The organism is Asaccharospora irregularis DSM 2635 (assembly GCF_900129815.1).
Lineage (GTDB): Bacteria > Bacillota > Clostridia > Peptostreptococcales > Peptostreptococcaceae > Asaccharospora > Asaccharospora irregularis.
On sequence record NZ_FQWX01000019.1, the window covers coordinates 1 to 21,456 of the forward strand.

Below are 21,456 nucleotides of genomic sequence, written 5' to 3' on the forward strand. Positions count from 1 at the left end.
TTGATATATCATTCGGAGGAAGCTTCTTCGCTATAATTCATGCAAGTCAATTAGGATTAAAAATTGAGCCTAAGAATGCAGGAAAATTAACTGAATTAGCTTTAGAATTAAGAGATATAATAAACAGAGAAATAGAAATACAACATCCAACTTTAGATCATATAAAAACTGTAGACTTAGTTGAAATATATGATGAGCCAACTCATCCAGAAGCTACTTATAAAAACGTAGTTATATTTGGTCAAGGCCAAGTTGATAGATCTCCATGTGGAACTGGAACAAGTGCAAAACTTGCTACATTACACGCTAAAGGTGAATTAAAAGTTGGAGAAAAATTCGTATACGAAAGTATATTAGGAACTCTATTCAAAGGTGAAATAGTAGAAACTACTAAAGTAGAAGAGTTTGATGCAGTAATACCAAAAATATCTGGTTCTGCTTATATAACAGGATTCAACCACTTTGTAATAGACGAAGAAGATCCACTAAAACATGGATTTATACTTAAATAGAAGTATATTTAAACATTTTATAGAATAAGTATAAGTAAAAGTATATTCATTTCAAAAATATGGATATTTAAAGCGGAATAGTAGTTTTTTTAGGGTAGACTACTGTTCTGCTTAGTCACAAACAAATTAAAAATCATACAAATAAGCACAAAAATTCAAGTAAATCAGTTTAAAAATTAAGTTTAGATATTATACAAAAAAATATGTTAAAAATATATTATATAAGGGAATTTCATAAAGGATGTTCATAATTTAAAAATTCAGAATATAATAAAGATTATAAAAAACAGGGGGTAGATTTATGGTAAATATAGTGAGAGGACTATTTGTGGCATTTGTAGCAGTATTTGGTATTATATTTGGAAAAGACTATAGTAAAGCAGCTAAAGAAGGAAACATAGAAGAACAAAGTTTTGCAAAAGCTGGATTTACAGGATTTTTTACAGACTTCTTCGATACATTAGGTATAGGGTCTTTTGCTCCTACAGTTGCAATTTCTAAGATGTTAAAGTTAAATATATCAGACAAACATATGCCTGGTACATTAAACGTAGCTCATACTATACCAGTTGTAGTAGAAGCGTTAATATTTACAACAGTTATAAAAGTTGAACCATTAACTTTAACAACATTAATAGCAGCAGCAGTTATAGGCTCTTATATAGGGGCTGGTATAATATCTAACATGGATGAAAGAAAGATACAATTAGTAATGGGATTGGCTCTAGCAGCTACTGCAGTATTAATGTTCTTATCACATCCAAAAATAGACTTAATGCCTGGTGGTGGAACTGCTACAGGTCTTGCTGGTGGTAAATTAATAGCTGGTATAGTTGGTAACTTTATACTAGGTGCTCTAATGACAGCTGGTATAGGATTATACGCTCCATGTATGGCGATGGTTTATTTCTTAGGAATGTCTCCAGACGTAGCTTTCCCTATAATGATGGGTTCTTGTGCAATGTTAATGCCAGTTGCAAGTGCAAAATTCATCAAAGAGGGTGCTTATGCTAGAAAAGCTTCATTAGCAATAGCTGTATGTGGTGTTGTTGGGGTTCTTATAGCAGCATATCTTGTTAAGAGTCTTCCAATGGATATATTAAAAGTTCTAGTAATTTTAGTTATAGCTTATACTTCATATACAATGTTAAAATCTGCAACTAAGAAACAAAATATAGAAAATAAATAGTTTAAATATTATTTTTTAAACAGGCTATCCTATCACATGCTGTAGGGTAGCCTATTTTGTAATTTAAAAAAGTAAGTTTTTAAATAGGTAAATTTATACTCAAATCAATATCTATAGAGTGTTTTATAAGATCCATAGATCTATAAATACTAAATTTTAGTAACTATTAGTAATAAAATCCCTGCAATGAAAATATATTTATTATATAAGTTAAGATAAAAGCTAATAATTAACAAATTGTGGGGGGATAAAATATGGTAACTGTCAAAGATGATACTAATGTAGTAAACCTAAGAGGAGAGATAGAAAATAATCTAGAATTTAGCCATGAGATATTCGGGGAAAAGTTTTACAATGTGAAAATAAAGATAAGCAGACTAAGTGACTCTTTCGATATACTTCCGATGACTATATCAGAAAGGTTGCTTGGAGAGGTAGATATTTCAAATAATAGGCTCGTGAGTGTATCTGGGCAATTAAGATCATATAATAAAAACATAGAAAATAGGAACAAACTAGTGTTAACAGTTTTTGCTAGAGAAATAAAAGAGGCAGAAGAAGGAGTTAGAGATCCTAACAGTATTTTCTTAGATGGATACATATGTAAAGATCCGGTATATAGAAAGACACCTTTAGGAAGGGAAATAACAGACTTATTAGTAGCAATAAATAGACCTTATAACAAGTCGGACTATATACCTTCTATAGTTTGGGGTAGAAATGCAAAATTTGCGAAAAACTTAGAGGTAGGAGATAGGGTTCAAATGTGGGGAAGAATACAAAGTAGAGAGTATGAAAAAAAGCTTTCTGATGGAGAAACTATTAAAAAAGTGGCTTATGAAGTCTCTATTTCCAAGATAAAAAAGGTGGATACTAATAAATAGAATTCATGTAAAAAAATACAACGATTGTTTAAAAAAATACTTATCATTTAGCTATTGAATAGTTGCTCCCGATTGATTATAATTGAGTCTGTAATGCAAATTTATAAAAGTAAAAAAAAGAGGGGGAGCACTGTGAAAAGCGTATTATATCATGAATATGAACCTAATGCTGACTTGACAGAAACTTCTGATGATGTAAAATGTTTTTTAGATAACATAAAGTATAGTATAGGCAGTAAAATATTGCTTGTTGGAAATGTAGGTAACTTAGGGAAGAGATTAAGACTACTTGGAGCTTATGTAACTATTCTAGAAGATAGTCATTATGAAGATGTATGTTATTCTTTAATACACAATGAAAATTGTAATGTAGTAAAGGGTTCATTAGAATTTTTACCATTTGAAGATGGCTGCTTTGATAAAGTAATAATATTAGATCATTTTAATCATACAAACAACTGTGAAAAAGCTTCATCAGAGATATACCGAGTATTAAAAAGACACGGGGAAGTTATTTTAGAGGATTTAAACTTAAAGAATCTAAAAGTAAAATTAAAGTATTTTAAACACAGGGTTTTTGGTGAACAAGTAAACTTTAACTATCCACAAGAAATATTTAACATATTTTCAGAATTAGATTTTGATGGTACTCTTAAAGAACTTCATAACCAAAGATACATTTATATAGGAAAATTAAAATAAATAGGTTAATATATAAATATAAGAATAAACAAAAGACTGGGGTATACCTAGTCTTTTGTTGTAGGAAAGAGGGATGCCATGAACATAGATTATAAAATAATCATAGTTGTGATGTTGTTTGTAGTATTATTATCCCTTCAATTAACCTTAAATAAGATATACATTGTACTAAAGGAAATAAGGGAATTGATTAGGCTAAAGAGAATGGGAAATGATAAATATGATTGATTTAGAGCATATAAAATCCGACATACAAAATATAGCAGAGGCAATAGTTTCAGTATTAGGAATAGATGTAACTATTGTAGATCATAACCTAGTTAGAATTGCGGGAACAGGAATATATTTAAAAAAGGTAGGAGAAAAGGTCAATGGATATTCTGCCTTTAAAAAATCTTTAGACGAGCAAATAGGCATAATAATTGATGATCCAAGTTCTAATGAGATATGCAAGGAGTGCTACAATAAGCTTGAATGTAAAGAAGTAGCAGAGGTAAGCTGTCCTATTGTATGCGATGGTATATCTTATGGGGTTATAGGGCTTATTGCCTTTAGCAAAGAACAGGGAAACATAATAAAAAATGAAAAAAAATGTTTTGATGAACTTTTTAGGGAAGATGGCAGATTTAATTTCTAGCAAGCTCAAAGAGCAGATAAAAACATATGAGTTAGAGTTAGAAAAAAAGAAGCTAGAAACCCTTGTAGACAATATGGACAAGGCAATAGTATCGATAGATGTAAATGGGAAGATAGATAAGTATAACGCTAAATTTAGAGAGATTTTTAAGTTAAAAGAAGATGTATACAATAAAAATATCTTTAAAATATTAGACTTTATAAGTGAACCGTCAATAGACAATTTTAAAAGAGATAAGTTGTGTAGCTTTTCGTATAAAAAGGAGGGCTATACACTAAAAGGTATCTATAATATCAATAAAATAGTCTTAAAAGATGATTTAAAAGGTTATGTTATAGATTTTATAGATAAAAAAGATGCGATCAAAACCTACAATAAAATAAATAAGGATTACAAAATAACCCTAGAAAATATAATAGGAGAGAGCCAAGAAATAAAACAAGTAAAAAAGGAAGCTTTAATTGCGTCAAAATCCTCATCTACAGTCTTAATAACGGGCGAGAGTGGTACTGGTAAGGAGTTATTTGCTAGGGCAATACACAATCATAGTAAAAGATCAGAGAACCCTTTTGTAGCTGTAAATTGCGCCGCAATACCAGATAATCTGTTGGAGAGTGAGTTATTTGGTTATGAAGAAGGAGCCTTTACAGGAGCCAGAAAAGGCGGTAAATTGGGTATGTTTGAATTAGCCCACAAAGGGAGTATATTTTTAGATGAGATAGGTGATATGAGCCTTCATTTACAGTCTAAATTACTTAGAGTTCTCCAAGAAAAAGAGCTAAATAAGATAGGGGCAAAATCTAATGTTTTTATAGATGTTAGAATCATAGCAGCAACAAACAAAAATTTAGAGGATATGATTAAAAAGAGAACTTTCAGAGAGGATTTATACTATAGACTCAACGTAATACCTATAAAATTACCGAGCTTGAGAGAGAGAAAAAGCGACATACCACTACTAATAGATTATATGGTAAAGGAATATTCAGAAAAGCTTAATAAAAGTGTATCTGGTGTTGACAACAATGTATTAGATGCTATGTTAAGCTATAAATGGCCAGGAAATATAAGAGAGCTTCAAAATTTAGTGGAGTATAGTGTCAATATGTCTTACTCATCTATAATAAGTTTGGACGTAATACCTAAAAAAATAAGAACTATAAAACATGAAGAAGTTATTAGAGAAGATGACTCAATAAGAACATTAGATGAATTAGAAAAGCACGAAATAATAAAAGCCTTATTGAAATATAAGGATTACAAAAAGGACAAAGAATTAGCGGCTAAGGCTTTGGGAATATCAAGGGCTACCTTATATAGAAAGTTAGAAAAGTACAATATAGTTATAAAATAAGCAAAAAGTCTCAAAATGATACGAAATATCATTTTGAGACTTTTTTGTTTTGAAATTGAGACTTATTTATATAAAGATAAGAGTTATATTTTATTTTTAAGGCTAAAATAAGAACGAAGAAAAAATATATACAAATATTTATTGAATAAACTTTGGTATTCCAATGTATTTAGCATATGATTTTTAAAATCAGATTAGAAATATAAAAGTTGGCATGTTTGTTGCTTTAATATAAGTCATAAAACAATAAACTAGGAGGATTATTATAAATGAGAGATATAAGAAAAGAATTAATAAGTATGCTAAAAGCGGAAGTTAAACCAGCGGTAGGATGTACTGAACCTGTAGCATTAGCACTTGCATGTGCAAAAGCAAAAGAGCTATTAGGAGAGGAAGTAGTAAAAAATACTATGTTAGTTAGTCCTAATGTTTATAAAAATGGTATGTGTGTTGGTATTCCAGGAACAAATAGATTAGGTTTAAAAATAGCAGCGGCTATGGGTATTATTGGCGGACATTATGAAAACGGTTTGAGTGTTTTAGAAACTTTAACAGAAGAAGAAGTTTTAGAATCTGAAAAGTATATGGATACTAATCCAATATCAATATCACCAGCTGACACAAAGGAAAAGGTTTATATAGAAGTTTCATTAGAAGGTAAAAATCATAAATCTAAGGTTATAATAAGAACTAAGCACGATAACTTTGTATTTTTACAAAAAGATGAGGAAATATTATTAGATGAAAGAGTAGAAGTTGAGGCAAAACAAGATAATACTAAAAAAGAAAACTTATTAGATACTGTAACTATAAAAGAACTAGTAGAGAATGTTGAAAAAATTGATTTAAAAGATATAGAGTTCCTTTTATATGGAATAAAAATGAATGAAGAAATGGCTAACTACGGTTTATCTAAAAAAACTGGTATAGGTGTAGGATATGGAATAAAAAAATCTATGGAACAAGGTCTTTTAGGAGACGATGTAATAAACTATGCGATGATGATTACAGCAGGGGCTTCAGATGCTAGAATGGCAGGAGTAAAGATGCCTGTTATGAGTTCAAATGGTAGTGGTAACCACGGGTTAACGGCAATACTTCCAATAGTTGCATACAATAAAAAATTCCCACAAACAGAAGAAAAATTAGCTAAATCACTAGCTATATCTCACTTAGTAACTGCTTATGTTAAAAACTTTACTGGAAGATTATCAGCAGTATGTGGATGTGGAGTTGCAGCATCAACAGGGGCAACTGCAGGTATAGCATGGCTTATGAATGGAGAGATAAGACAAATAGAAGGTGCTATAGAAAATATGATAGCTAACTTAAGTGGTATGATATGTGATGGAGCAAAGGCTGGTTGTGCTTTAAAACTAGCATCAGCAGCATCAGCAGCAGTACAAAGTGCTATAATAGCAAATAATGAATGTTATGTACCACCAATGAATGGTATAGTTGGAGCAAAAGTAGAAGAAAGTATACAAAACTTAGGTAAAGTAAGTGATAAAGGGATGTCTGTTACAGATGAGGTTATAATAAATGTAATGGATGATATGAATAAGGTAAAGTAAGTACTTGAAAAACTATTTAATCTCTTATAAAATGGATACAGTAACATTATAAGTGGAGGTTATATTATGGACATAGAAAGCAAAAAATGGGAAGTACTATGCTCAGAGGAGCAAATAGCTGAAAGATTAAAAGAGTTAGGTGAGCAGATAACAGAGGATTATAAGGATAAGAAACTTATGGTAGTATCTTTACTAAAGGGAAGTTTTATATTCTGTGCGGACTTAGTGAGAACTATAAAAGTCCCTGTTAAAATTGAATTTATGACTACGTCAAGTTATGGTCATGGAGAAAATAGTAGTGGAAAAATAAATGTTTTATCTGATATAAATGCAGATTTAGAGGGATATGATGTTTTAATAGTGGATGATATAACTGATACTGCTCTTACTATGAATCACGTTATGAACCATTTAAAGGCTAAGAACCCAGCGAGTATAAAATGTTGTGTATTACTAGACAAGCCAAGCAGAAGAAAGGTTGAATTAGTTCCAGATTACTGTGGATTTACTATAGAAGATAAGTTTGTGGTTGGCTACGGTCTTAATTTTGGAGATTATTATAGAAATATACCATACGTATTTAATGTAACAGATGAAGATAGATAATAATATATAAAATGTAGAGAGTCATTATTTGTGATTATTATAAGTCATGAATAATGGCTTTTTTTGTGGATATAAGTGAAGGATATATTCTTAATATATTTTTAAGAATATATATGATAAAATTTAGATGTATAAAAAATAATAACGTGATTTATGTAATATTATGCATAATATAGTCTTTATTGTATAAGGGGAATTATATATTTGATTTAATTGTAAGAAGTATTAGTATTATTTATATAGGGGGATAAGTTACATGTACAGGATAGTCGTTTGTGATGATAATGATATACAGGCTAAAAAGTTGTGTGAAGATATTAGAAAATCTTTAGAAGAAGTTACAAATCAAGTAGAGATATTTAAATTTAATTCAGGGGAAGATTTACTAGAAGCCGAACTAATGGATATTGATATTTTCTTTTTAGATATACAGATGGATAAAATAACGGGAATGGATGTAGCAAAAGAGATAAGAAAAGATAATGACAAATCAGAAATAATATTTGTAACAGCTCTAACAGAATATGTACGAGAGGGATACAAGGTAAGGGCATATAGATATTTATTAAAGCCTATAAAATTTGAAGAGTTAAAAGAAAATATATTGAGTTGTATAGAAGATATTATAAAAAGACATAAAAACTTTATGATTATAGAAAATAAAGAAAAAACTTACAAAATTATAATTGGGAGTATTAAATATATAGAGGTTAGAAAAAAAGAATTAACCTTACATACCACAGAGGACTCATATAAAACAAAAAATAGTTTGGAAAATATAGAACTTGAACTTAAAAAATATAATTTTTTTAGATGCCATAAGGGTTATCTTATAAATATGGAACATATTGATTGTATTTCTAAAAAATTTGTGACTATTGATGGTGAAGAGATACCTGTAAGTAGGCATAGAATGGCTACTTTGAAAAAAAATTAGCATACACACTAGGTGAGATAATATGTTAATATAAAATTTACTTTGGTGGTTTATTTTTAATATTAATATGCATCTAGATCGATAAATTTACCAGTTGTACCTATAAAACGACCAGTTGGGCTAATATTATTACAAGAATAAAAGAATTGGCATTAATTAGATAAAAATAGTGTTGAAGGTGATTGGAAGACAGTTATAGATTTTAAGAAGTAAAATAAGTGAGGGGGATTATGATATGGTTAATATTAAGCTTGCACTGTCATACTTAAATAGACAAAGAGGAAAAACTTTATCATTAATACTTAGTATAGCAATTGCTATTTTTGTTTGTGTTATATCAGTTAGCTTCTCAAATGGAATTATAAATAAACTTAGCATAGTAGATGGAATAAAGGAAAATGAGTAAGTAATATGTAGTATAAAAAATTTTGAAGGGATGAATATTAAATGAAAAAATTAAAAGTAAATAATTTAAGAAAGATATATGGAAAAGGGGAAAGTGAAGTTAGGGCATTAGATGGCATAGACCTAGAAATAGAACCACATAAATTCACCGCAATAGTAGGAGCAAGTGGTTCGGGAAAAAGTACATTACTACATTGTATGGCAGGTCTTGATAAACCATCATCTGGAAAGGTATTTTTAGATGACTTAGACTTATACTCATTAAATGATGACAAGCTATCAAAAATACGTAGAGAGGAATTCGGGTTTATATTCCAAAGTTATAACTTGATTCCTGTTATAAATGTATATGATAACATAGTACTTCCAGTATCATTAGATGGCAAAAAAGAAGATAAAAAATATGTGAATGAACTAATTAAAAAATTAGGGATAGAATCGCAGGTTAGAAAGTTTCCAAATGAGCTATCAGGTGGGCAACAGCAAAGGGTAGCTATTGCTAGAGCTTTGGCAAATAAGCCTTCTGTAATATTTGCGGATGAGCCTACAGGAAACCTAGATAGTAAAACAACTAATGAGGTAATGGAAATTCTACAGCTTTGTGTAAAAGAATTTAAACAAACATTAGTTATGATAACACATAACGATGAAATAGCTAAAACAGCAGATAGAATTATAACTATTAGAGATGGCAAAATTATATAGTAAAGCAACATTAACTTCCAAGTACTTTTATTTAGTGGTATTGTAGATAATGAAATATAGTATCAAAATATAGTCCCAATTAATACTATAATATTAGAATATTATAAAGGGGGAGTTTATTTGAGACAATGGAATGATAAATATTCACTTGTTAGGATACTGCATGCAATTCCAGAGGGAGAATCGGTAGATATATTTCTTAATGATGTTCCGTTTTTTAATGATTTAAGTTTCACTAACTTTAGTCCGTATGTATACGTTCCAGAAGGAGATTATAGAATAACTGTTTACGTCACAAATACGAAGGAAAATCCAATTATAGATCAGGATATAAGTGTATCTGTAAATGATATACTAACTATTGCACTGATATTAGATGAGGATAAGGCTGAATTATTATTTATAGAGGAAGACACAGAGATAGCTAGTGGACAAAATGCCAAGGTAAGAGCTATTCATTTGGCGCCTGTTTCACCAACTGTAAATATACTTGCTGATGGGGAAGTGTTATTCTCAAACGTATCGTATAAGGATATTACAGAGTATAAAGAGGTAGAACCAAAGGTATATAGAGTTGATTTAGAGGTAGCTGAAAACAATAAATTAATAAGAAGCAATCAAATTACAATAAACGAGAATAGAATATACAGTTTTTATGCATTAGGTAATGTTCCGAATGTGCAGATAATACAATCGTTAGATGGAGTTACGTTTATGATTTAAAAATTAAAATGCTCAAAAATATTAAAGGGAGCTTTTCGAAGTAGAGTTAATTCTACCTTGAAAAGCTCCCTTTTTAGTTGATTTATATATTAATCTAAAACTCTTAAATCATCCATAAGTTTAGTTTTATCAGCTGTTTTTTCGTCTTTCATTTTTATTACTTTAGCAGGAGAACCGGCAACAACCGCACCAGCTTCTACATCGCTAGTAACAACAGAACCAGCAGCGACAACAGCACCTTTACCAATTCTAACACCTTCAAGTATCACTGCGTTAGCTCCTATTAAAACATCATCTTCTATTATGACAGGAGTAGCAGAAGGTGGCTCTAAAACACCAGCAACTACAGCTCCAGCACCTAGATGAACATTTTTACCAAGAGTTCCTCTAGCACCTATAACAGCGTTCATATCTACCATAGAACCTTCGCCAACAAAAGCGCCTATATTGATTACAGCACCCATCATTACAACGGCATTTTTTTCTATAGTAACCATATCTCTTATAAGAGCACCTGGCTCTATTCTCGCGTTTTCATGTAAGAAGTTGTATAGAGGTATAGCAGAATTTCTTCTATCGTACTCAACATGAGTATCTTTTATTTTGTCGCCTTGTTTTTCTAAGAAGTTCATTATATCTTGGTAATCACCAACTAGTATATAAGAATTTCCCATTCCGAATGATTTGAACTCCTCAGTTGACTCAATTGATAAGTCCTCAGTATTTACATATACTTTAACTGGTGTCTTTTTCTTTACTTCTTTTATATACCTAGCAATTTCGTAAGCATCATTTAAATTTATCATTTGTCAATCCTCCTTGATTAGCCTAACCTAGTAAGTCATTCATATTATAGAATCCAGGTTTTTGTTTTACTAAATATTTTGCGGCTACTATAGACCCATTGGCAAATATTATATTAGATTGAGATTTATGACTTAATGTTACAACTTCATTGTCTCCTGCGAATATAACATCGTGCTCACCAACTATAGTACCACCTCTTATTGCATGTATACCAACTTCGTTTGGTTGTCTTTTAGCGCTACGACCATGTCTTCCATAAGTATTTTCAACTTCTGGTAAAGCTTCTTTTATTCCATCAGCTATCATTATAGCAGTACCACTTGGGGCATCAGCTTTTCTGTTGTGATGTTTTTCAACTATTTCTATATCAAAGCCTTCTAGTAACTTAGCGGCTTCTTTAACTAATTTTATTAGTATATTCACTCCTAAAGCCATGTTGTAAGAAAGGAATATAGGTATATTTTTAGAAGCTTCGTGAATTTTTTTCAAGTCTTCATCATCATATCCAGTAGTAGCAAGTACTAAAGGAGTTTTAGTTCTTAAAGAATATTCTAATAATCCATCTAGAGTAGAGTGATGAGAGAAGTCTATTATAACATCAGCACTTTCAGTTACTTCAGATATTGAAGGATAAATTTTTATACCTTCATCTGGACAACTGCTAGCAGACCTAGCTATACCACAAACTAATTCTAATTCAGTGTCTTCTTTTACACAATCAAATAAAACTCTACCAGTTTTTCCATTACATCCGCTTACTATAACTTTTAACATAATACCCTCCTATAATTTGAATCCAAAGTTAGTTAATTCTTGTTTTAATACTTCAAGATTTTTTTCATCCATATCTGCTAGAGGAAGTCTTAAGTCTCCAACATTGAAACCTAATAATCTCATTGCAGTTTTAACTGGAATTGGATTTACTTCTATAAATAGGGAATCTATTAAAGGCTTCATACCAAGCTGTAATTTTCTTGCACCTTCTATATCACCTTCTAAGAATTTATGAACTAAATCATGAGTTTCTCTAGGGCATATATTGGCAACAACTGATATAACACCACTTCCGCCAACAGATAATAATTGAAGTATAGAATCATCATTACCTGAGTAAATAGCGAAATCATCTGGAACTAATCTAGCAACTTCCGCAACTTGAGCTAAATCACCACTAGCTTCTTTTACAGCTACTATATTGTCTATTTTAGCAAGTTCAGCTACCATACTTGGTTTTATGTTCATAGAAGTTCTTCCAGGAACATTGTAAAGTATTATAGGAAGCTTAACACTATTTGCTATTGCTTCAAAGTGAAGTTTAAGACCTTTTTGATTAGCCTTGTTATAGTAAGGAGTTATAACCAAAAGACCATCAACACCTAATTTCTCAGCCTCTTGACTTAGGTAAATAGAGTGTTTTGTATTGTTAGAACCAGTACCAGCTATAACTGGTATTCTTTTATTTACCTTTTCAACTACGTATTTTATTGTAGCAAATTGCTCCTCATCACTCATAGTAGTAGCTTCACCTGTAGTTCCACACACTACTAGTGCATCTGTCTTGTTTTCAATATGGTATTCAACTAATTGACCTAATACTTCAAAATTAATACCATTTTCATCAAAAGGCGTAACTAAAGCAACTGCAGAACCTTTAAATAACATACAATCAATCCCCTTTTATTTTAAATTTGAAAATTTTGATTTCCAATTATATACTGTCATGTAATTCTATTATATATTAATTTTTAATATATAGAAGATAAAAGTTTTAAAATTTATACTAAATCGTATGATAGTAATAGTTCGGCTATTTGAACTGTATTAGTAGCTGCACCTTTTCTAATATTGTCCGCTACAACCCAAAGATTTATACCACTATCAAGACTGAAATCTCTTCTGATTCTTCCAACAAAAACTTCATCTCTATCATTGCAGTCTACAGCTGTTGGATATACGTTGTTTTTAGGGTCATCCATAACTACAACACCATCAGTATTTTTTAGAGATTCAACCAATTCATCTAGTTCAAATTGTTTTTCAAATTCAACATTTATAGATTCACTATGACCATTTTTTACAGGGACCCTTACAGTAGTGGCAGTGATTTTTAAATTGTAGTCATTGAATATTTTCATAGTCTCATCAATCATTTTAATTTCCTCTTTAGTGTATCCATTCTCAGTAAATGAATCTATGTGAGGAAGGCAGTTGTATGATATTTGATGAGGATAAAAACCAGTAGGATTACCAGTCATTCCTTTTTCTAAGTCCTCAACACCCTTAACTCCAGATCCTGACACAGCCTGGTAAGTAGAGTATACAACTCTTTTGATTTTATATTTATCATGAAGAGTTTTTAGTGGAACTACTGCCTGTATAGTAGAGCAGTTTGGATTAGCAATTATTCCTTTGTGGTCTTTGACAGCCTCAGGATTAACCTCAGGTACAACTAAAGGTATTTCTTTATTCATTCTCCAGTAACTAGAGTTATCTACAACTACAACGCCCTTAGAAGCTGCTATAGGAGCAAATTTCTTGCTTATTTCTCCTCCAGCTGAGAAAAGAGCTATTTGAATATCTCTATCAAATGAATTTTCAGTCAGTTCCTCAACAACATACTCTTTTTCACCAAATGTAACTTTAGATCCTGCTGATCTAGAAGATGAAAATAAATAAAGATTGTCTATTGGAAAATTTCTTTCTTCTAGAACCTTTAAAAACGTTCTACCAACCATTCCTGTAGCTCCAACTATAGCTAAATTTACTTTTTTCATTTAAAAATCACCCCAATTATCAAAATATACTTGTATTTACATAAATATTAATATCTTATGCATTTATGAATACCCATATATATAAAATTTTAAAAATATAATTAAAAACATAATATGTTAGTTAAAAATATAATTTATACTATGGTATACAAAAAACGCACAAAGGCATACTTTGTACGTTTAATTTACAAATTCAAAGTAAACCTTGTAGCTCACCACTCAAAAAAAGCGACAGTATTACACATATTATGTGTAACCCCAGAAGATATTCTTGCAGGAAATATTTTCTTCGGCTACAATTCCTTTCACCAATGATCAAAGCTTGCCAGCTACTATTGGATACTATTAATTATAGCACCTCTACCCTAGGTTATAGGATTTTAGATATTATTAACCTCATTCTAATATATATTTTAGTAAAAATCAACCAGAATTGAAGATATCACTTTACCAAAGATAGAATATTAAAAAAATACTACTGAATTTTATATTATGAAGTAAAAATAGATTTCGTTAACAATAGACTATATACAAATTTTAACAATTTTATCATATCTAATAATTAACAAAAAAGTTATAATATTATAGAAGGAAAATAAAAAAACAATTTAAGGGGAGATAAAATGGATACATTAAAAGAGTTGTTTAAGATTGGGAGCGGACCATCAAGTTCTCATACAATGGGTCCACAAAGAGCAGCAGAAAAATTCAAAAATAAAAACTCAGGTGCCGATAGTTATAGAGCTATATTATATGGGAGCTTAGCAGCTACGGGGAAGGGACATCTGACTGATTACATAATAGAAAAAACAATAGCTCCTAAAAAAGTTGAAATAGTTTGGAAAGAAGATGAAATAAAAGAGTTTCATCCTAATGCTATGAAATTTGAAGCACTAGATAAAGATGGAAATATACTAGATGATTGGACTGTATACTCTGTTGGTGGTGGAACTATATCAGAAGAAGGTCAAAGGGGATCAGCAAATAATAGTGTATACCCGCTAAGTACTATGGATGAAGTGGTAAAGTGGTGCAACGATAACAATAAGACTTTGGTTGATTTTGCACTAGAAAATGAAGATGAAGACATATTAGATTATATAAACGACATAAAGAATGCCATGAAGAAATCTATTGATGAAGGACTGAATACAGATGAGTTAATTCCTGGAAAATTACTTTTAAAGAGAAGAGCAGGGAATTTTTATAAATCTTATTTAGAAGAAAAACAGTTATCAACACTTATATACTCTTATGCATTAGCTGCTTCTGAGCAAAATGCATCTGGAAACAAAATAGTAACAGCTCCTACTTGTGGATCGGCTGGAGTACTGCCGGGAATTTTATTTAGTTTAAAAGATTTTTATGATTACGATGATAAACAAATAATAGAAGCTTTAATAGTAGCTGGTGTAATAGGAAATATAATAAAAACAAATGCCTCCATATCAGGTGCAGAAGTAGGTTGTCAAGGTGAGGTAGGAGTAGCTTGTTCGATGGGAGCGGCGGCTGTTGCCTATATGAAGGGTGGTTCTATAGAGCAAATAGAATATGCAGCTGAAATAGCTCTAGAGCATCATTTAGGGATGACTTGTGATCCAGTATATGGATATGTCCAAATACCTTGTATAGAAAGAAATGCAATGGCAGCACAAAGATGTTTAGATGCAGCAAATTACGCTCTACTTACCGATGGATCACACATGGTCTCTTTAGATCAGGTTGTTGAGACAATGAAAGAAACTGGAATAGATATGTTAGATAAATACAAGGAGACGGCAAAAGGTGGCTTGGCAAAACACTTTTTCTCTTGTTAATTATAGTAAGTCTATAATAAAATAATAAATCTGTAATTAATAATGAACAGTAAAAAGATGAGGTATCTGAGTTAAAAAACACAGATACCTCACTTTTATACTATTATATAACTGTAGTTTTATTTATCCCATAAGGAAGTCTAAAATATCCCAACCGTCAGAACCTTTAGCTTTATACAATTCTGTATAACCACATTTTTTGCAGCTTATAGTAATAAATTTTTTATTCTGAACGTCAAATATCTTTGCAAAGTTTCCGCCAGTAGCCTGGAATTGATCACTTTCATATGTTTTGTTTCCACATTTAGGACAAACATATTGTTTTTTTTCCATAATAAACCCTCCTGAATTTTAGTATGTAAATAGTTTATAAATATTCTTTTGATTGATTATAGCACAATTACGTTACTAGAAAATTAAAATAGTGTTACTATATGGATTATTTATATTTACAAGTTTGAAACTAAACCGATATATTGTCAGGAGAATTTTTGGGAGGTAAAAAGCAGTTACAAGTAATGTTAGTCGAAAAAACTTTAGTAATATGTAAGATATTTTATTTGTTTTATTGATATGAAATTTTGTTTATATGACATAAAATGACAATTTGTTTGTTTTTATTATAGTATAATAATCTTACATAAATACTAGAAATACAGGAGGGGTTATGAAAATTTCAAAGAAAATATTGGGGGTTGGTGTATCTTTAGGGTTATTAGTATTTTGTACACCAAGTGTAGATGCTTTGTCTACTGGAATAGTAAACGGTAATACTTCAAGGTCAGTGGGTAAACCTATAATTGAGAAGATAGGTGGAAAGGATAGATATGAAACTGCTACTAAGATAGCTGAAAAATTAAATTACAATACGGCTATATTAGTAAACTCAGATAAAACATTAGCAGATGGACTTTCTGCAAGTGGATTAGCTGGGGCATTAAATGCTCCAATACTTTTAACTCAAAAAAACGATTTACCTTTAGTTACTTTAGATAAGTTAATCGGAGTTAAGAAAGTATATATAATCGGAGGTACAGGAACAGTTAGTGAATCAGTTAGTAAAGTTTTAAAAGATAGAGAAATAGAAGTTATTAGAATTAGTGGTAATGATAGAATAGAGACAAGTTATAATGTAGCTAAGGAAATAAATAAAATCAATCCTATTAAGAAGGTTGTTTTAACAAATGCATTTAAAGGAGAACCCGACTCAATGAGTATAGCTCCTATAGCTTTTAAAGAAAAATCACCTATAATTTTAACAGATGGAAATTCTGTATCTATTAATTTAAAAGATATTGAAAGTTATGCTATCGGTGGTACAGGTGTAATGAGTGATAAATTAGTGAAAGAAACTAATTCAGTTCGTTTAGGTGGTAAAGATAGATTTGATACTAATAAGATAGTTATTAATAAATATTATCCTAATGTCAAAGAGTTCTACCTTGCAAAATCAGATGTATTAGTTGATTCTCTTACAGGTTCAACTATTGCAAAAGATGCTCCGATAGTACTTGTCAATAAGGGTAGTGATAAGACTATATTAAAAGATGCCACTAAATTAACTATATTAGGTGCTATACCAGATGCTGTATTCAATGAATGTACTGATGTAGCCAGTAATGTAGCCCCAAAACCAGAAATATCTAATAAACCAATGCCACTTAATGAGTTTAAATCTAAGCTATCATCATTAGGATTTGACAGTAGTGGAGTCTATTGGGAAAATGGTCAAAAAATGGGTGTTGCATATGCAACAAGTGGAGAAGCAACTTTCTCATTAAGACAAAATTCAGCTTCATTTAATAGTGTAATTAAAAACTGTTTAAATATGCTGTTACCAACAGGTGGAAATAGAGTTTATAATATTGTTTCAAGTCCATTTAGCAATCAAACAATTGAAGTGGACGGTAGAATAGTTTCTATGGAACAAACATCTGTAGGTGTAGGTATTAAAATCTACAATAAATAGATAAATAAAAAAGACTAAGAATTATCTTAGTCTTTTTTTAATGTTTTATTATTTTAAAATTTCAATTTTACCTGCAAAAGAATCGAATTTTAAAGTATAACCTAATTCTTTAATTAGTAAGTTCATTTCACCATAGATTACATTATTTTTAAACTGTGACTTAGTAGCTAAAATCTTTTTACTACCATTAATAATTACATTTTTAGTACCAATCTCATATTCAACCTTTACATTATCTTTTGATAATATTAAGTTTTTATTTATATGACTTACAGATATACCTAATTCCTTTGATATTTGTTTAATAGGTAACTGCAAAGTACTGATTTATATTTCGTGATTATAGTTATTAATGATAAGAAAATTATATTATTTGTATGCTTAATCAGAATTGAAAAAGGGTAAAATATAATAAAAACTCATAATTTAGTAGATTGAAATTTATCTATACAATATACTATAATTAGAAACTTTAAAAAGTAAACTACTGGGGGTAAAAAATGAATAAAATCGAATATTTAAAAGATAAACTTTATAAACATAGAAATATATTAAACCCTATTGCAGAGTGCGGTAGGAAGGAGTACAAAACAGCATCGTATATAAGAGAACAGTTAGACCAAATGAATGTTGCATATGAAACCTATTTAGATACAGCAACAGTAGGGATGATAAAAGGCAAGAATCCTAAAAAAACTATAGCATTTAGAGCGGATATAGACGGACTTATTACTGAAAATGGAGTAAGGCACTTATGTGGTCATGATGGACATACTACAATATTGCTAGGATTAGTTGAGTTTTTAAATGACAACAAAGAAAAATTAAATGATAATATTGTATTTATATTTCAACCTGCAGAAGAAGGACCTGGAGGAGCTGAAGCGCTTATAGAAGCTGGAGTTCTTAAAGACTACAATGTTGATGAAATATATGGCCTGCATATATATCCAGAAATACAAGAAGGATATGTAGGAACAAGACCTGGGTATTTCCTTGCGCAAGTAGGAGACATAGATATAGATATAATTGCAAAAAGCGGTCATGGAGCTATGCCACAAAATGCAATAGATGGAATTGTTATAGCTGCAAACTTTATAAGTAACCTACAAACTATAGTTTCTAGAAATATAAGTCCTATAGACAATGCTGTATTAACTATGGGGAAAATACAAGGTGGAAGTAGAAGAAATATAATAGCAGAAAATATAAGAATAGAGGGTAGTTTAAGGGCATTTCACCCAGAAATATATTCTAATATCAAAAAAAGAATAAATGAACTGGCAAGAGGATTTGAACTAGCTTATAACTGCAAAATAAACGTCAACGTAAAGGACGATTATATATCGGTTAAAAATGATAAAAATCTTTATGATGAATTTATAGAGGCTGTAGGAGATAGAGTAATAGAACTAGACCCTCTAATGATATCTGAAGACTTTTCTTATTATCAAAGGGAAGTTCCTGGGTTATTCTTTATGTTAGGGTCAAGAAATGAGGAAAAAGGATTTACAAATGGACTTCACAGTTTAAATTTTAACTTTAATGAGGATATATTTATAAATGCGTTAAATGTGTATATAGACCTATTGAAACATAAAAAATCAATTGATACTATTTAGAAATATATAAACTATTAAAAAACAAATGAGTGCCCCTTCAATATTTGTATAAATTTTTCTTATATGACAAAAATACAAAATAGAAGGGGTGTTTTTTATGACTAACAAAAATGATAATAAAAATATTAATACAATCAATAAAAAGGCAAAGCCATCAGGTAGCAAAAAACCTAAAATATTGACAGATAATGATATAATGAAATATGAGATAGCGTCAGAACTAGGGTTGCTGGATAAGGTGAGTGAGAGAGGTTGGGCCGGTCTTACGGCTAAAGAGGCTGGAAGAATCGGAGGAATACTTACATCACGAAAAAAACAAAAGAAAAAGATGATGGAAGGGAAAAATAACACAGATGAATCAGTACAGTGATTTTGCATTTGTATATGATGAACTTATGAGTGAAGTTGATTATGACGGATGGGTTAAATATATAGAAGAAATAATAAAAAAAGAAAACTGCAAAGTAAAAAATATACTAGAACTAGCATGTGGAACAGGGAATATGACTATACCACTTACTAAGAAGGGATACGATATAGCAGGGATTGATATATCAGATCAGATGCTTAGTGTAGCTAGGGAAAAGGCCGAAAAGCAAGGTGTAGAATTAGTTTTGTTGCAACAAGATATAAGAGAACTAGATTTTGAAATCACAGATCTGGATTGTGTGCTTTGTGCCTGCGATGGATTTAATTATATAACATATGATGATGATTTAGAATCTGTATTTTCTAAAACACATGAACTTTTAAAAGAAGATGGTATATTTATTTTTGATATAAGTTCATTTTATAAACTTGCAAATATATTAGGAAATAATATGTATGGAGAAAACAGGGAAGATATAGCGTACATGTGGCAAAATTACTTTGATGATGAGGAAAATCTAGTAGAAATGGAATTGGCATTCTTTATCAAAGATGAGGATGGAAAGTTTGAAAGGTTTGAAGAAATACATCAGCAAAGGGCATATACAGAAGAGGAAATAATAGAGATGCTTCAAGAGGTAGGGTTTAGCAGTATAAAAGTATTTGGAGATTTTACTTTTGAAAGACCTACAGATGAAACTCAGAGAATATTTTTTGTGTGTAGAAAGTAAATATCCAAGACATAGTGGAAATTTTAAATTTAACGGAGGACAAAATGGGTGATTATATAATAAGAGCAACAGGTGGCGAGGGTCAGGTAAGAGCGTTTGTTGCAACAACTAGAGAAATGGTGGAAGAGGCAAGAGCTCTACATGAAACAACAAAGGTTGCAACAGCAGCACTAGGAAGAACCTTGACTGCTACATCTATGATGGGGCTTATGATGAAAAATGATAATGATAAGCTTACTGTTATAATAAAGGGTGGAGGACCTATAGGAACTATACTTACAACATCTGATTCAAAAGGAACTGTAAAAGGATATGTATCAAATCCTAATGTAGAGGTAGAAGATTATCCAAATGGAAAGCTAAATGTTGCTGGGGCTGTAGGAACAGAAGGCGTAGTGAAGGTTATAAAAGACCTAGGACTTAAAGAGCCATATAATGGAGCCTATCCATTAGTAAGTGGAGAGATAGCAGAGGATTTTACATATTACTTTGCTGTGTCAGAGCAGACTCCATCAGTGGTTTCATTAGGAGTACTAACTAAAGAAAACGAGGTAGAGTGTGCTGGAGGGTTTATAGTTCAATTAATGCCTGATGCAACAGAAGAAACAATAAATAAACTAGAGGAAAATGTAAAAAATCTAGAGTCAATAACTAATATGTTAAAAGATAAAAAAACTCCAGAGGAGATACTAAATATAGTCCTAGAAGGATTAAATCCTAGAATATTAGATAAGTGTGAAGTTGGATTTGAATGTGAATGTTCAAAAGAAAGAGTAAAAAAAGTATTAATTGCAATTGGCAAAAGAGAAATATCTCAAATAATAGAAGAAGATAGTGAAGTGGAAATAGGCTGTCAATTTTGCAATAGAAAATATAAATACACAGAGGACGAGCTTATAGAATTATTGAAAACACTATAGAATCATTAAAATAGTATAGAATTTTATAAAATTTAAAAATGGCTTCTAAATAAACAGAAACGAATTTCTATTTATTAGAAGTCATTTTTTCTATAATAAATTAAATAAAATTAATAAATGCGTTAATAAATACAATATATATAAATAGAGAATCATTTTCTAAAAGAGGTATTTTAAAAGAAGCGTGTTAAATGATAGAATATAGATATAGAGTGATTT

At 30.4% G+C, this 21,456-nt stretch carries 22 protein-coding genes, 1 pseudogene and 1 riboswitch; of the genes and pseudogenes, 17 read left to right on the forward strand and 6 right to left on the reverse strand.

Annotated elements, in window-relative coordinates:
- The 11 genes and pseudogenes from BUB34_RS08335 to BUB34_RS08380 form a co-directional block, all read left to right on the forward strand.
- Window positions 1–512, forward strand: a 512-nt coding sequence (locus tag BUB34_RS08335; protein WP_200787900.1) for a proline racemase family protein, incomplete at its 5' end; no start/stop codon positions are given.
- 301 nt (window positions 513–813) lie between these two features.
- A complete protein-coding gene (locus tag BUB34_RS08340) occupies window positions 814–1,701 on the forward strand; it encodes a sulfite exporter TauE/SafE family protein (protein ID WP_073126389.1) in 888 nt (295 codons plus the stop codon).
- A 254-nt stretch (window positions 1,702–1,955) separates the two neighbouring features.
- Complete coding sequence (locus BUB34_RS08345) at window positions 1,956–2,585, forward strand: single-stranded DNA-binding protein (RefSeq protein ID WP_073126390.1); 630 nt, start codon at window positions 1,956–1,958, stop codon at window positions 2,583–2,585.
- Window positions 2,586–2,717: 132 nt separating this feature from the next.
- On the forward strand, window positions 2,718–3,287 hold the full coding sequence (locus BUB34_RS08350) for a class I SAM-dependent methyltransferase (RefSeq protein WP_073126392.1): 570 nt from the start codon (window positions 2,718–2,720) through the stop codon (window positions 3,285–3,287).
- 211 nt (window positions 3,288–3,498) lie between these two features.
- A pseudogene (locus BUB34_RS08355) lies at window positions 3,499–5,278 on the forward strand (sigma-54 interaction domain-containing protein).
- A gap of 269 nt (window positions 5,279–5,547) precedes the next feature.
- A complete protein-coding gene (locus tag BUB34_RS08360) occupies window positions 5,548–6,852 on the forward strand; it encodes an L-cysteine desulfidase family protein (RefSeq protein ID WP_073126394.1) in 1,305 nt (434 codons plus the stop codon).
- 66 nt (window positions 6,853–6,918) lie between these two features.
- Window positions 6,919–7,458 (forward strand): hypoxanthine phosphoribosyltransferase, encoded by a 540-nt coding sequence (hpt, locus tag BUB34_RS08365; RefSeq protein WP_073126396.1) that lies wholly within the window; start codon window positions 6,919–6,921, stop codon window positions 7,456–7,458.
- 256 nt (window positions 7,459–7,714) lie between these two features.
- Window positions 7,715–8,395, forward strand: coding sequence for a LytR/AlgR family response regulator transcription factor (locus BUB34_RS08370; RefSeq protein ID WP_073126397.1), 681 nt, complete (start codon window positions 7,715–7,717; stop codon window positions 8,393–8,395).
- A gap of 235 nt (window positions 8,396–8,630) precedes the next feature.
- On the forward strand, window positions 8,631–8,801 hold the full coding sequence (locus BUB34_RS13235; protein ID WP_159430056.1) for a hypothetical protein: 171 nt from the start codon (window positions 8,631–8,633) through the stop codon (window positions 8,799–8,801).
- A gap of 41 nt (window positions 8,802–8,842) precedes the next feature.
- Window positions 8,843–9,505, forward strand: coding sequence for an ABC transporter ATP-binding protein (locus BUB34_RS08375; protein WP_073126399.1), 663 nt, complete (start codon window positions 8,843–8,845; stop codon window positions 9,503–9,505).
- A gap of 120 nt (window positions 9,506–9,625) precedes the next feature.
- Window positions 9,626–10,228: a DUF4397 domain-containing protein gene (locus tag BUB34_RS08380; RefSeq protein ID WP_073126401.1), complete on the forward strand. Its 603-nt coding sequence runs from the start codon at window positions 9,626–9,628 to the stop codon at window positions 10,226–10,228.
- An 89-nt stretch (window positions 10,229–10,317) separates the two neighbouring features.
- On the opposite strand, the gene dapD is transcribed toward BUB34_RS08380, so the two are convergent.
- The 4 genes from dapD to BUB34_RS08400 all read right to left on the reverse strand — a co-directional run bounded on the left by dapD (window position 10,318) and on the right by BUB34_RS08400 (window position 13,809).
- The gene (gene dapD / locus BUB34_RS08385) at window positions 10,318–11,034 is read right to left on the reverse strand and encodes a 2,3,4,5-tetrahydropyridine-2,6-dicarboxylate N-acetyltransferase (RefSeq protein ID WP_073126403.1); all 717 of its coding nucleotides are present in this window, start codon (window positions 11,032–11,034) and stop codon (window positions 10,318–10,320) included.
- 22 nt (window positions 11,035–11,056) lie between these two features.
- Window positions 11,057–11,809 carry a 4-hydroxy-tetrahydrodipicolinate reductase gene (gene dapB / locus BUB34_RS08390; RefSeq protein WP_073126404.1) on the reverse strand — a complete coding sequence of 251 codons (753 nt, stop codon included), beginning with the start codon at window positions 11,807–11,809 and terminating at the stop codon, window positions 11,057–11,059.
- A gap of 9 nt (window positions 11,810–11,818) precedes the next feature.
- Window positions 11,819–12,697 carry a 4-hydroxy-tetrahydrodipicolinate synthase gene (dapA, locus tag BUB34_RS08395; RefSeq protein WP_073126406.1) on the reverse strand — a complete coding sequence of 293 codons (879 nt, stop codon included), beginning with the start codon at window positions 12,695–12,697 and terminating at the stop codon, window positions 11,819–11,821.
- 113 nt (window positions 12,698–12,810) lie between these two features.
- Window positions 12,811–13,809: an aspartate-semialdehyde dehydrogenase gene (locus BUB34_RS08400; protein WP_073126408.1), complete on the reverse strand. Its 999-nt coding sequence runs from the start codon at window positions 13,807–13,809 to the stop codon at window positions 12,811–12,813.
- A 200-nt stretch (window positions 13,810–14,009) separates the two neighbouring features.
- Window positions 14,010–14,180: riboswitch (Lysine riboswitch) on the reverse strand.
- A gap of 252 nt (window positions 14,181–14,432) precedes the next feature.
- Here BUB34_RS08400 and BUB34_RS08405 point away from each other — a divergent pair.
- Window positions 14,433–15,626: an L-serine ammonia-lyase gene (locus tag BUB34_RS08405; RefSeq protein WP_073126409.1), complete on the forward strand. Its 1,194-nt coding sequence runs from the start codon at window positions 14,433–14,435 to the stop codon at window positions 15,624–15,626.
- A 123-nt stretch (window positions 15,627–15,749) separates the two neighbouring features.
- Here the strand turns inward: BUB34_RS08405 and BUB34_RS08410 are convergent, their stop codons facing one another.
- On the reverse strand, window positions 15,750–15,959 hold the full coding sequence (locus tag BUB34_RS08410; protein WP_073126411.1) for a zinc ribbon domain-containing protein: 210 nt from the start codon (window positions 15,957–15,959) through the stop codon (window positions 15,750–15,752).
- Window positions 15,960–16,293: 334 nt separating this feature from the next.
- On the opposite strand from BUB34_RS08410, the gene BUB34_RS08415 reads away from it, so the two are divergent.
- A complete protein-coding gene (locus tag BUB34_RS08415; RefSeq protein ID WP_073126413.1) occupies window positions 16,294–17,595 on the forward strand; it encodes a cell wall-binding repeat-containing protein in 1,302 nt (433 codons plus the stop codon).
- A gap of 48 nt (window positions 17,596–17,643) precedes the next feature.
- On the opposite strand, the gene BUB34_RS08420 is transcribed toward BUB34_RS08415, so the two are convergent.
- Window positions 17,644–17,913, reverse strand: coding sequence for a stalk domain-containing protein (locus tag BUB34_RS08420; RefSeq protein WP_073126414.1), 270 nt, complete (start codon window positions 17,911–17,913; stop codon window positions 17,644–17,646).
- 182 nt (window positions 17,914–18,095) lie between these two features.
- Between BUB34_RS08420 and BUB34_RS08425 the strand changes: the two genes are divergently transcribed.
- The 4 genes from BUB34_RS08425 (at window position 18,096) to hslO (ending at window position 21,237) form a co-directional block, all read left to right on the forward strand.
- A complete protein-coding gene (locus BUB34_RS08425) occupies window positions 18,096–19,217 on the forward strand; it encodes an amidohydrolase (protein WP_073126416.1) in 1,122 nt (373 codons plus the stop codon).
- A gap of 97 nt (window positions 19,218–19,314) precedes the next feature.
- A complete protein-coding gene (locus BUB34_RS08430) occupies window positions 19,315–19,587 on the forward strand; it encodes a small, acid-soluble spore protein, alpha/beta type (protein WP_084120315.1) in 273 nt (90 codons plus the stop codon).
- Window positions 19,571–20,317 (forward strand): class I SAM-dependent DNA methyltransferase, encoded by a 747-nt coding sequence (locus BUB34_RS08435; RefSeq protein ID WP_073126417.1) that lies wholly within the window; start codon window positions 19,571–19,573, stop codon window positions 20,315–20,317. Before BUB34_RS08430 ends, BUB34_RS08435 begins: the two co-directional genes overlap by 17 nt.
- 44 nt (window positions 20,318–20,361) lie before the next feature.
- Window positions 20,362–21,237 (forward strand): Hsp33 family molecular chaperone HslO, encoded by an 876-nt coding sequence (gene hslO / locus BUB34_RS08440; protein WP_073126419.1) that lies wholly within the window; start codon window positions 20,362–20,364, stop codon window positions 21,235–21,237.
- Window positions 21,238–21,456 lie beyond the last annotated feature (219 nt).